This is a genomic window from Paenibacillus sp. GL_099_B, assembly GCF_057835695.1.
The window spans coordinates 5842779-5855559 of record NZ_CM174430.1 but is presented as its reverse complement, the minus strand read 5'-3'; the positions used below and the strand labels follow the sequence as shown (position 1 = coordinate 5855559).

At 48.6% G+C, this 12781-nt stretch carries 6 protein-coding genes and 1 pseudogene; 6 read left to right on the top strand and 1 reads right to left on the bottom strand.

Annotation, left to right across the window (positions count from 1 at the left end):
- The first annotated feature begins 1 nt into the window (after position 1).
- From AC3ITG_RS26540 to dnaI, 5 genes and pseudogenes are all read left to right on the top strand, one after another.
- A complete protein-coding gene (locus AC3ITG_RS26540) occupies positions 2–3109 on the top strand; it encodes an alpha-mannosidase (RefSeq protein ID WP_489251838.1) in 3108 nt (1035 codons plus the stop codon).
- Positions 3110–3401: 292 nt separating this feature from the next.
- Positions 3402–4721 carry a glycoside hydrolase family 125 protein gene (locus AC3ITG_RS26535; RefSeq protein WP_489251837.1) on the top strand — a complete coding sequence of 440 codons (1320 nt, stop codon included), beginning with the start codon at positions 3402–3404 and terminating at the stop codon, positions 4719–4721.
- On the top strand, positions 4718–7891 hold the full coding sequence (locus tag AC3ITG_RS26530; RefSeq protein ID WP_489251836.1) for a beta-galactosidase: 3174 nt from the start codon (positions 4718–4720) through the stop codon (positions 7889–7891). Before AC3ITG_RS26535 ends, AC3ITG_RS26530 begins: the two co-directional genes overlap by 4 nt.
- A 4-nt stretch (positions 7892–7895) precedes the next feature.
- Positions 7896–10673 carry an alpha-mannosidase gene (locus tag AC3ITG_RS26525; RefSeq protein WP_489251835.1) on the top strand — a complete coding sequence of 926 codons (2778 nt, stop codon included), beginning with the start codon at positions 7896–7898 and terminating at the stop codon, positions 10671–10673.
- A 230-nt stretch (positions 10674–10903) separates the two neighbouring features.
- Positions 10904–11853, top strand: a pseudogene (gene dnaI, locus AC3ITG_RS26520) (primosomal protein DnaI).
- A gap of 115 nt (positions 11854–11968) precedes the next feature.
- On the opposite strand, the gene AC3ITG_RS26515 reads toward dnaI, so the two are convergent.
- On the bottom strand, positions 11969–12124 hold the full coding sequence (locus tag AC3ITG_RS26515) for a YqzM family protein (RefSeq protein WP_090810527.1): 156 nt from the start codon (positions 12122–12124) through the stop codon (positions 11969–11971).
- A 263-nt stretch (positions 12125–12387) separates the two neighbouring features.
- Here AC3ITG_RS26515 and trxA point away from each other — a divergent pair, with 263 nt between their 5' ends.
- On the top strand, positions 12388–12705 hold the full coding sequence (gene trxA, locus AC3ITG_RS26510) for a thioredoxin (RefSeq protein WP_036605788.1): 318 nt from the start codon (positions 12388–12390) through the stop codon (positions 12703–12705).
- Positions 12706–12781: the final 76 nt, after the last annotated feature.

The following is a 12781-nucleotide window of genomic DNA, read 5'->3' as shown; positions in this document are numbered from 1 at the left end:
AATGGAACGCATCAGACGATTTATTCGCGAGTTGTCCGAACGTCAGTGGTTGGAGCAAATGAAGCTGCGCAGCTGGGACATCACCCGCGCTTATTATAAAGTGCCAGGACAATATGAGGATCAGAAGGCTTATCCAGAAGGCGAGGGGTTGAATCGTTTCCCGAGTGATCAGGGAACGACCTATTTCTTCCGGACACGGTTGGATGTACCTGCCTCCTGGCAGAAAGAACCTTACGGACTTGTATTTGAATCCGGTGGGGAAGGCTTGCTTCGGGTGAATGGACATTCCTATCAGGGGCTGGATCGTAATCATACGTATGTAACACTCGACCCTTCCCGAATAGGGGCTCAGCCTGAACTTGAGATTGAGTTATTTGATCCAGTACCCGAGCCTGTAGATCCACTGAACCAACAAGCGGTTATTCAGCCGCCGATTACATCAATCAGCAGTTTGTTGGTGCGACCGAATGAACCTGTCCGTAGCCTGATGTACACGGTTACGATTGTGCGTGATTCCGCGGTGCTGCTGCCGGAAAGTGATTTCCGCCGTGTGCGCCTGCTGGAAGCGATCTATCGGGCGATGGATCAATTCGTGAGTCTGACAGAAGAGGCTGTCAAGCAGGGGAATGGCATCCACAGTATCGAAGAAAGATTGATCCATGAAGTGCGAGAGATTGGTGGAAACGCCGAAGGCTTGGAGCATATGGTGGGGCAATCGCACATCGATATTGCCTGGCTGTGGCCTGTACGTGAGACGGTGCGCAAGACCAGTCGTACATTTTCCACGGTGGATGCACTCATGAATGAATATCCCGATTATATTTATTCCCAGAGTCAGCCTTTGCTGTATGCTTTTCTGAAGGAACATGACCCCGAGCTGTATGAACGGGTGAAGAAGCGCATTGCCGAAGGACGCTGGGAACTAGTTGGCGGGATGTGGGTTGAGCCGGATCTGAACATTCCGAGCGGGGAATCCCTGATTCGTCAGATGTTATATGGTCAGCGCTTTTATATGGAGGAGTTCGGCAAAACATCACAGATTGAATGGCTGCCAGATACATTTGGTTATTGTGCTTCCCTGCCTCAGATTTTGAAGCATGGTAATGTCGAGTACTTCATGACGACCAAGCTCGGATGGAATGATACGAACGTGTTTCCATATGATCTTTTCCACTGGGTAGGCATTGATGGCACGGCCATCCTGTCTTATCTCAATCATGGCGTCAACGAGCATACGCTGCCGAAGGACATTCATGATCATTGGCAGTCTTACCGCGAGAAAGCATCGCATCCTGAGCATATGCTTCTGTACGGGCACGGTGATGGTGGCGGCGGCGTGACACGAGAGATGCTGGAGTACGTGGATCGATCCGAGTTGATGGTGGGACAGCCGAAGAATGGTTATAGTACCGCCGGAGCCTTTTTTGCCGGAATTGAGAAGGCGCAGCCTGATCTTCCGAAGTGGCATGGCGACCTGTATCTGGAGCTTCACCGGGGTACTTATACGACCCATGGTCGCAATAAGCGCAACAACCGGAAGGCTGAGGTGCTTTATCGCGAAGCGGAGCTCTGGAACACACTTGCCTTACCGGATATGGAGCCGCAGCAGGATGCTGAAGTGCGTTCGGCGTTGCATGATGGATGGAAGCTGATTTTGCTGAATCAATTCCATGATATTATCCCTGGTTCGGCCATAACGGAATCCTATGTAACGTCGGATGAGGAGTATATTCGGGTATTCGAATTGGGTAGAGCAGGACTGAATCAAGGTGTTGCTGCATTAACGAGGGGGATTAACACGCAGGGGCCAGAGGGTTCTGTTCCTTATGTTGTGTTCAACAGCCTTGGTTGGAATCGAAGTGAAGTCGTTCAACTTCAAATGCACGATGGATTGGATCGTTACGTTATAGATGAAGAAGGTCAGCGTTTGCGCATGGATCGGGAAGATGGCCAAATTTCGGTTCTGGTGACGGATATTCCAGCGTTTGGTCATAAGACGATTTGGCTCGTACCGGAAAATGCAAGGGAAACAAATGTACGGGAAATGGCGAGCATTGCCGGGCAAAAGAACTTTACAGATACGTGGGAAACCGCGTATTACCATGTGGAGTTTAACGAGCGTGGCGAGATATCCCGCTTGTGGGATAAGACAGCAGAACGTGAGATTCTGAAGCCGGGTGAATGCGGCAATCAATTTTACTTTTTCCATGACCGTCCGACGCTCTGGGATGCCTGGGATATCGACAGCCGTTATGAGGCTCAGGTTGCTGGAGAAGTCGAGCTTGTGGAGAAAAAACTGGTTTTGGCGGGTACTACGAAGGACGTACTTCGTTTTCAGTGGAAGCTTCACCAGTCTGTGATTACACAGGATATGGTGTTCTATCATGACAATCGACGGATCGATTTCAAGACCCATGTAAGCTGGAATGAAGATCATAAATTGCTCAAAGTGGGCTTCCCAATCGATGTAGTGAGTTCCAAAGCGACCTATGAAATTCCATTCGGTGCATTGGAGCGTCCGACTCATCGCAACACGAGTTGGGAGCAAGCTCAGTATGAAGTGTGCGGACACCGCTTCGCAGATGTCGCCGAGCACGGATATGGCGTCAGTCTGCTCAATGATTGCAAATATGGATACGACGTACAGGGAAGCACGATTCGCCTTTCCTTGTTGCGTGCACCGAGATGGCCTGACCGGACTGCGGATATTGGAGAACATGACTTCACCTATTCCCTGTATCCACATGAAGGCGACTGGAGAAGTGCACATACGGTACGTCAGGCGGCCGAATTAAACCATGAAGTGCCTGTGCATCAGGTGGACCAGAACGCAGGCGTACGCCCGGCAACTGGAGCATGGATTGAATTCGATAGCAGCCATGTCATCTTGGATACGGTCAAACCGGCAGAGGCAGGAAACGGTACAGTGCTCCGTTTCTATGAATCTTCGGGAACACGTGAACGTGTGACGCTGCAATGGCCGCATGCATTTGAGCAAGCTTATCTCTCCAATGCTTTGGAAGAAGCAGGCGAGCCTTTGGATAGCACCAATGGTCAGATTACATTATCTTTTAAACCTTACGAAATAAAAACCGTGCTATTACGGTAAACCTTTTTGAAATATATTGAGCTATGTAAGCTCAGCTTTTTATTCACACGTTAACGGAGAGGACAGAAATAACCTGAAGAAGTGAAACGTTCGCCTAAAAGCTTTCTGAAAGAAAGCTACATCGGAAGCATACGCTATCCCCGGATTTTAACCTTTTGGAGAAGGGAATCAAAAAATCTGGGGATAACAGCGATCGGAAGGTTATTCTGTCATCGTAGTGGCTAGTGTGAATGTTCTCAGCTGATCTTGCTACGGCTACACCATTCAATTTGTTTAAGGAGTGCACTCATTCATGGAACAATTCAGACTACCCAAAATACCGATGCCACCTGTTGCATTGCCACAAGCCGTACAGGCTGTAATGGAAGAAGCGGAGCAGAAGCTGGCACATCGACCGAAGCTGCTTCAACTATTTAAGAACTGTTTCCCGAATACGATTGAAACAACAACGAAATTAATGGATGACGGCACGACCTTTGTCATCACTGGCGATATTCCAGCTTCCTGGCTACGGGATTCCGTGGAGCAAGTGGTGCATTACATTCCATTTGCTAAAGAAGATCAAGACCTGCAACGCATTATTGGTGGTCTGATCAAGCGCCACATCCAGTACGTTCATATTGATCCGTATGCCAACGCCTTCAACGAGACAGCCAATGATTGGCACTGGAACACCACCGACGTGACCGAGATGTCACCTTGGGTGTGGGAGCGCAAATTCGAGATTGATTCTTTGTGCTTTGTCGTGCGTCTCGCTTATTTATATTGGAAAGAAACTGAACTGACGGATATTTTCGATTCCAGCTTCAAAGCCGCAATGCGCAAAATCGTGGATTTGTTCCGAGTGGAGCAGCATCACATGGAGAAATCACCATACAGCTTTACCCGCAATAACGGCATTGCTACGGATTCAATTCGTAATAACGGACGAGGTATGCCCGTCAATTACACAGGCATGATCTGGTCCGGTTTCCGTTCCAGTGATGATGCGTGTGATTTCCATTACAACATTCCAGGCAATATGTTTGCCGTCGTTGCCCTGCGTCAGATGCAGGAGTTCGCGGAGTGGGTATTCCGGGATATGGAGTTCCTGCAGGAGCTTAAGGATCTGGAAGCCGAAGTAGATCATGGTATTCAGCTGTACGGTATTTACCGCCATCCTGAATTTGGCCCGATCTATGCTTATGAGACGGATGGTTTTGGCAACTACTGCCTGATGGATGATGCGGGTACACCGGGACTGATGTCCATTCCTTATCTTGGTTACGTCACAGCGGATGATCCGATCTATCAGAATACGAGACGTTTTGCGCTCAGCAAAGAGAATCCGTTCTATTACGAAGGCAAAGTTGCCAAAGGAATTGGCAGCCCGCATACACCGCCCAATTACATCTGGCATATGGGTCTGTCCATGCAAGGATTGACGGCCCAGTCTGCTGAAGAGAAGCTCGAAATCATTCAGATGCTGGAAGCAACGGATGCAGATACAGGATATATGCATGAAGGTTTTCATGCCGATGATCCGACGATTTTTACGAGAAAATGGTTTGCTTGGTCCAACAGCCTGTTCTCCCAGTTGGTCTATAAATCCATGAAGGATGGTTTGCTATGAGTAGCGCACAGGTGAAGAGAACCAAGCTGATTATTTTCTCTGATCCAACGTTTCCGGTGGAAGGCACTTTGCCAACGCAAGGTGCTCTTGATTCGTGGAAAGCATCGGAAGAGGTCATCGTTGTGGGCGCGGATGAATTGGCTTCGGCTTTGAGTACAACGTCAGGTGAAGGATGTTTCGTGAACCTGCATGCGCCTTATTTTCCTAAATCCGCTTGGACCGAAATCGCAGCTTTTCTTCATCAGGGGGGAAGTCTGATCAGCATTGGTGGCGCACCATTCAAACGTCCTGTTCGTCAGGAGAATGGGGCATGGATTTCCGAGTCGGAACAAACGGCGTATCATCAGGAACTTTATATTCATGAGGCGTTAAAGGTATCCGCAGTCAAAGTGGATTCACTAACTTCCTCAGAAGATATTCCACTTCTTGCAGGCAAAGAGGGACTGTTCGAGAGTGCGGATACGTGGAATCTGGTACCTCATACAACCAAAACAAGCGATTTGCCACATCAGATGGGTTCCTCAGGTCCGATGAGCACGCAGATTTCTCCGCTGCTCCGCGGCCGCAGCAAGGATGGTCGCAGCATCGCTGCCCCAATCGTATTATGGGAAAACTCCCGCAGTACGTTTGCCGGTTCGCGCTGGCTGTTTGTTCATCTGCCTTTGACGGCTACCTTCTGGGAACAGAACGGAGCAGCCGAAATGGTGAACTGGGCGCAGTATTGCGCCAAAGGTGTAACCGAGCTATCTCTGAAGCCGAACTATGCTTCGTATGAACTGGGTGAACGAGCTTCACTAATCCTCCAAACCCAAATTCTACAGCGTGCGGGTAGCAGAAGAAGTGAGCCGGAACTTTGGACGTTTGATCTAACAGTTGAACGGGAAGATCGTACAAACGGCACGGTAGAGAAGGTATGGAATCATCAACTGGAGATGGAACTTTCCGGCGAACAGCGTTTTGAACGTATTCTTCTTCCTTTTTCAATCGAGAGCGGGCTGTATCGAATCGTCGGTCGTGTTCAGGCACCGGATGGAGAAGTTCGCATACTGCGGCAGGGCTTCTGGGGTCAGGACGCAGCCTTGTTGGCAGAAGGGGAAGTCATTACACGCAGCAGAGATTATTTTATCAAAGACGGTCGTCCGTTGCCTGTTGTTGGTATGACCTACATGACCTCTGACGTGGCACGGAAATTCCTGTTCCTTCCTAATGCGGATGTGTGGGATCGGGATATGGCACAGATGGCGAAAGCCGGCATTAACTGGATTCGGACCGGAATCTGGACTGCCTATCGCAACATGATGCAGGTGGATGGTCACATGTCCGAGGATGTACTGCGTGCTATTGATGCGTTCCTGTTAACGGCAAAACGGCATGGCCTTCAAGTGACGTTCACCTTTTTCTCCTTTACACCCGAGACCTGGGAAGGAACAAATCCATATTTGGACCCGCAGAGCGTAGATGCACAGAAACGCTTCATTCGCAGCATTGTTAGTCGTCACAGACATTCCACACATGTGGACTGGGACTTGATTAATGAACCGTCGATGTTTGATCCTGTGCGCATATTCTCCGATGGGCCACGTTCGGCAAGAGATTCATATGAACAGCAGGAGTTTATCGAGTGGCTTCAGCAGCGGCATCAGACGATTGAAGCGTTGCAGGAGGCATGGAACATGTCACCTAAGCAGCTCCCTGACTTTACAGCAGCAGTCATTCCTGAACCGGAAGAGATCAATTTCGATGTACAGGACATGCACAAGGCTAAAAAAGGAACACGCTGGCTCGATTACTGTCTCTTCTCGATGGAGATGCATAATGTTTGGGCGAGAGAGCTTGTAGGCACGATCAAGGATCTTGTTCCCCATCATCTGGTTACCGTAGGGCAGGATGAAGCTCTTGGAGCACAGCGGCCTTCACCATTCTTCTATGAGAATGAAGTGGACTATACAACGGTGCATTCCTGGTGGCTCAACGATGATCTGATCTGGGACGGCATTTTCGCCAAAACACCACATAAACCTAATCTCATTCAGGAGACAGGTATCATGTATGTGGAAACCCCGGATGGCCGGGCCAAACGCACAGAGGAAGAGCTTCACAGCATTCTGGAGCGCAAATACGCCTATGCCTTCTCAACAGGCGGTGCCGGAGCTGTGCAATGGATCTGGAATACGAACTTCTATATGGATAATGCCAATGAATCTCATATTGGAGCGCTGAGAGCGGATGGTACAGAAAAACCTGAAGCCGATGTGTCTTACGATTTTGGCCGATTCATGGAGCAGATTCGAGACCTGTTTACCGATCGCGAACTGGAGGAAATTGCGGTGGTCTTCCCGTATTCCAACGATTTCTCGAACCGTTCCCTGGCCTACGATGCAACCACAAAATTGACGCGTGTAATGGCTTATGAGCTGAAGCAGCCATTCCGGGCTGTATCCGAGTATCATTTGGAAGCGTTGAAGCAACAACCACCGAAGTTGATCATGGTTCCGAGTCCGCACAACATGGACAGCGATGCGTTAAGCGAACTGCTGAACTTCGCGGAGAATGAAGGAGCTACGCTACTTATCACTGGGCCGCTTGGACTGGATGCTTATTGGAAGAGAAGTGATCGGGCAGATCATCTTGTCGGCCAGCGCAGTCTGGGTAACGTACAGCGAGAAGAAATGCTGAATATTAACGGGGTGAATCACCGCGTCACGTATGGTCGTCGCCGGATTGCCGAGGTGGCGAAGGAAACGTTGCTTCATGCGGAGAATCATACACCTGATGAAGTAGTAGTACTGCCATTAGGCAAAGGCAAGTTGATCTGGAGCCCGCTGCCGCTGGAGCTGAACGGCCGGGATGAGCCGCTGGCTGACCTGTATCGATATGCGTCAGAAGTGGCTGGCATTGAGAATGAACTGGAATGGATATCTGGCGGTGAACTTGCAGGGATTTATGGCCGGAAGTTGAGCTTCCCGAAAGGGAATCTGTACGTATTTGTATCGGAGTTTGCTTTGGATCATGAGGTGAAAGTCAGAGATACGCGTACCGGAGTCATATATACGCTCCTGTTGGAGAAAAATCGTTCCGTGCTGTTTGCCACAGATGCTGCCGGACAGCTGCAAGCCGTGTATCGTCCGGATGAGGTAGAGATTGTACAACAAGAGGTAGAGGGGGAATAATTCAATGACTAAACCGACAAGCAAATCGAAGAGAGCGCATATTATTTCTCACACGCACTGGGATCGGGAATGGTATTTGCCGTATGAGAAACATCATATGCGATTGGTGCAACTAGTGGATGCCTTGCTGGATCAGCTCGATCAGGGGCCAGATTTTAAGAGCTTTTATCTGGACGGCCAGACGATCATCATCGATGACTATCTTCAGGTTAGACCTGAGCAGAAGGAACGGCTGGAGAAACATATTCGTGATGGCCGTATTGTCATTGGGCCTTGGTATATTTTGCAGGATGCGTTCCTGACCAGTGGTGAAGCGAACGTACGTAATATGCAGGTTGGACATCGTGATGCCAAACGTTATGGAACACCTTCAAAGATCGGATACTTCCCAGATACGTTCGGACTTGTAGGACAGACACCGCAGCTGATGCTGCAATCAGGTATCGATAATGTCTTTTTCGGGCGAGGCGTGAAGCCAACGGGCTTCAACAACATGGTGTCTGACGATGGATACGAATCCAGTTTTTCAGAGCTGATGTGGGAAGGTCCGGATGGATCAAAAGTGCTGGGTGTTCTATTTGCCAACTGGTACTCTAACGGGAATGAAGTTCCGGTGGACGAAGCTTCAGCTCGCAAGTTCTGGGAAACCAAGCTAGCGGACGCGGAGAAGTATGCATCGACCAATGAATTGCTATACATGAACGGATGTGATCACCAGCCGATTCAGAAGGATCTGCCTGAAGCCATCCGTATGGCTGAACAATTGTATCCCGATATCGAGTTTGTTCACTCCAACTTCCCTGACTATCTGTCAGCGTTGAAAGAATCTGCGGTTCAGGAGCTGTCTGTTGTAAAAGGAGAGCTGCGCAGCCAGCGTACTGATGGCTGGGGCACTCTGGTGAACACGGCTTCCGCACGCGTTTATCTGAAACAGATGAACCAACTGGGCCAAGCCATGTTGGAAAAAGTGGCTGAGCCACTGGCTTCGTTCGCGCACCTGTTGGGTCATTCATATCCGCATGATCAGTTTACCTATGCCTGGAAAACGTTGATGCAGAATCATCCGCATGACAGCATCTGTGGCTGTAGCGTAGACGAAGTACATCGCGAGATGGTCACACGGTTTGATAAGAGCCGTCATGTCGCTGAGGCCCTGATTGAGGATAGCACCAGCCAAATCGCTGCAGCTGTGGATACTTCAACATTTGAACGATATGGTGATGAAGCGCGGCCAGTGGTTGTGTTTAACACTTCGGGATGGGAGCGCAGCGGTGTGGTTCAGATTGAACTGGATGCGGCCCGTTTGTACTTCCGCGACGGTTTCTCATTGGAAGATATGGCAGCCAAAATGAACGCCATTGACCTGTCAGGTCGTATTTTGGTGGATGAAGAAGGCAAACCAGTTCCGTGTACGGTAGAGGATCTGGGTCTGCAATTCGGCTATGATCTGCCTGATGATCGATTCCGTCAGCCATATAGCTGCCGTCGGGTCAACATTACGTTTGAAGCAGAAAATGTGCCTGCACTTGGCCTGAAGACGTATGCCTTGGTCCGCATGGACAGCAATGCTGCGAATTCAAATACACTGCTGCGTGGTGAGCGTGGCATGGAAAATGAATATTTTATCGTAAATATTGCAGACAACGGCTCGTTTGCACTCACGGATAAACGGACAGGCCGGATGTATAAAGATCTTGGTGTGTATGAAAATGTCGGTGATATCGGAAATGAGTATATGTTCAAGCAACCGGAGAACGAATTAGCACTGACTACGAAAGATCTTAAGGCAGAAATTCGGGTTATCGAAGATGCGCCTTACAGAGCTTCGTACGAAATTGTTCATCATTGGGAAATTCCTGAATCCGCCGACGAAACGCTCGATCGTGAGCAGCGGGAACTGATCTATTATCCGCATCGCAAAGCTCAACGTTCCAAACAAATGGTTACGCTCAAAATCCGTACCATTGTGTCGTTAAGCCGCAGTGGAAAAGGCATCAAGCTCGAAACAACCTTCAACAATCAGGCGAAGGATCATCGGGTGCGGGTACTCTTCCCGACGGATCTGACAGCGGCTGTTCATTACGTAGACTCGATGTTCGAAATTGCTACTCGTGATAATACGCCTGCACCGGAATGGCAGAATCCGAGCAACACCCAGCATCAGCAAAGTTTTGTTGATGTGAGCGAGGATCAGGCTGGGTTAGTTGTAGCCAATCTGGGGCTGAATGAATATGAGGTTCTTGAGGATGGACGGAATACGATTGCCGTAACACTGCTTCGTGCCGTGGGAGAGCTTGGAGACTGGGGATTGTTCCCGACACCGGAAGCTCAGTGTCTCGGCGAGCATTCCTTCCAGCTGGAGATTATCCCTCATGACGGGAACGGGGCAACATCCGGAGCGTACAATGAAGCTTACCAGTTCCAGATTCCATGGACTGTGGCTCAGACGAACGTACACCCGGGTTTCCTGACGCCAAGCAACACACCGTTTGAGTGGCAAGGGGACGGTCTGGCGTTTTCTTCACTGAAGGTGAACGAGGATTCGGGTGATCTGATGTTGCGCTGGTATAATATGAGATCTAATACGACTGAGTTGAAGTTTGCTGCTTCTGAGTCCATTCCGCAAGCATTGGAAGATGCATATCAGAGCAACATTCTGGAGGAAGAGACAGGTAAGCTGAATTCTTCAGTTATAAATGAATCTTCCACTGCCTTGATCAGCAAAGAATGGGCTCTTCAAGCGGGACCTTGTGAGATTGTTACGGTGGGGTTGCGTAGATAATTTTGCAAGTGTGATCGGGTCAATCTTTGTGTATAGCTCTACCTGAAGTTATGCGTACTGTCATGGAATGGATAATGCTTTTTCCAGCTGAAAATGTTGAGTTATTCCTCAAGTTTATATAGAATGAACATTAGAATTACAAGCGATCGAAGGTTACCCTGCCATCATGATGGTCATCGTAAAATTCAATTGTTCATTCTATATTGAAACTATTAAGGGGGCTTGAAGCCATGGAATCCTTGGGAGGACTGCTTCAGCAGCTGAATCCTTCCTTTCGTGAACAGTCGCGGCGGATTGCGGCGGAATTGATGGAAGATCCGTACGTACGCGAATTCCGAGCAGGTCATCCTGAACTGAAAGATGCACAGCTTATTACCGATCTGAGCAAGCTGTATCAGTATGCCAAAGATTCGAAGAACTGTGCGAACTGTCCGGGGCTCGACAACTGTCCTAACGATTTCCAGGGTCACTTTTGCAAACTGGAAGTAGAGCATTTTAACGGTAAACCCGAAATTATAGATAAAAAAGCGCCTTGTTCCAAACATATCGCACGGCAAAATGAGCATGTTATCAAGCAAAGAATCCGCAGTTTCTATGTGGACGAGCGTGCGCTCAATGCAGGATATAACGATGTGGAAATTATGGGCAAGGATCGGATGCGTGCTCCGGCGGTGAACCAGGTTCTGCGTTATATTAACGACACCAAGGAGAATGGATTGTCTCCGCAAGGACTGTTTTTGGAAGGATCATTTGGAACGGGCAAGACGTTTCTGATGTGTTATCTGCTGCATGAACTCGCGGTTGTGGGCCACACAGGTGTTATTATCTACATGCCTGATTTTGTGGAGGATCTGAAATCCATGATTAGTGAAGGAAACAAGCTGAAGGAAACGACGGATATTCTGAAAAGCTGTGATCTGCTCATCTTTGATGATATCGGGGCAGAGAATCTGAATTCGTGGGTACGGGATCATGTGATGGGGTCCATTCTGAACTACCGTATGAATCGCAAACCTACGTTTTACACGTCCAATTACAATCTGGAGGGGCTTGAGAAACATCTTAGCTTCACCAATCGGGATGGCGAGGAAATGAACAAAGGCCAGCGTTTGATGGACCGGATTCGTCCGTTTGTTGATGTCATCTCGGTTCGGGTGAGAATCAGCGTGGTAAACGTTAATTCCTATTTATATTACCGATCTGATCTATTTTTACTCATATAGTCCCAAAAAAAGCCTGGCTTTCGCATTGTCGCGAAAACCGGGCTTTTTTGGCCTGCGTGCAGCCTGAAGATCCTATTCGGTGATAAATTTGAAAATCACCATTCCGAAAAAGATAACCGTCATCAGGCCGGCCATGCCAGCAACACCCGCTATCAGATCAAACAAATCATTACGGGGTTCCTCGTTCACATGTTCACGCGGGTCGTTGATCCGCACATTTGCATCCATGGTATTGCCTCCTTATGGGGATAACAGCTTGCCCTTACAGGTAGCTGAAGCCCGGAGTAATTTTAGTATACTTGGAAAAGAAAGCGTTTGTAAAGATTTTGCAGTGAACCTGCAAGTTCTTCAATTGTGAAGATTTGATGTTGGGAAGATGAACATTGATCCGTTCATTTCACAACATTAGAGTAGCTGTGTTATACTGGAAGTGTCGTTCGCGACGTTACAGGTTAAAATAAACCGTAAGTATATATAAGGAGGACAATTTCATGGCTATTGTTAACGTATCCGATCAATCCTTCAACGCTGAAGTCGAAGGCGAAGGAACGGTTCTTGTTGATTTCTGGGCGCCTTGGTGCGGTCCTTGTAAAATGCTCGCTCCAATCTTGGAAGAGCTGTCCACCGAAGTTGGCGATGCAGTGAAAATTGCTAAAGTCAATGTGGACGAAAATCCGGAATCCGCTTCCCGCTTCGGCGTAATGAGCATTCCAACATTGATCTTCTTCAAAGATGGTCAACCGGTTGATAAAGTGGTTGGTCTGAACTCAAAAGATGCTCTCAAAGGAATTATCGAAAAACACCAATAATTGATCAAGATTTCACATACGCCTCCGGTTATGCGCCGGGGGCGTTTTGCGTCGAAACCTTTTATATAGGACAATA

Bases quoted from the DNA above. Each gene is read 5' to 3' on its own strand.
- AC3ITG_RS26530 (WP_489251836.1), top strand. From the start codon at position 4,718: ATGAGTAGCGCACAGGTGAAGAGAACCAAGCTGATTATTTTCTCTGAT.
- AC3ITG_RS26540 (WP_489251838.1), top strand. From the start codon at position 2: ATGGAACGCATCAGACGATTTATTCGCGAGTTGTCCGAACGTCAGTGG.
- AC3ITG_RS26525 (WP_489251835.1), top strand. From the start codon at position 7,896: ATGACTAAACCGACAAGCAAATCGAAGAGAGCGCATATTATTTCTCAC.
- AC3ITG_RS26535 (WP_489251837.1), top strand. From the start codon at position 3,402: ATGGAACAATTCAGACTACCCAAAATACCGATGCCACCTGTTGCATTG.
- trxA (WP_036605788.1), top strand. From the start codon at position 12,388: ATGGCTATTGTTAACGTATCCGATCAATCCTTCAACGCTGAAGTCGAA.
- AC3ITG_RS26515 (WP_090810527.1), bottom strand. From the start codon at position 12,124: ATGGATGCAAATGTGCGGATCAACGACCCGCGTGAACATGTGAACGAG.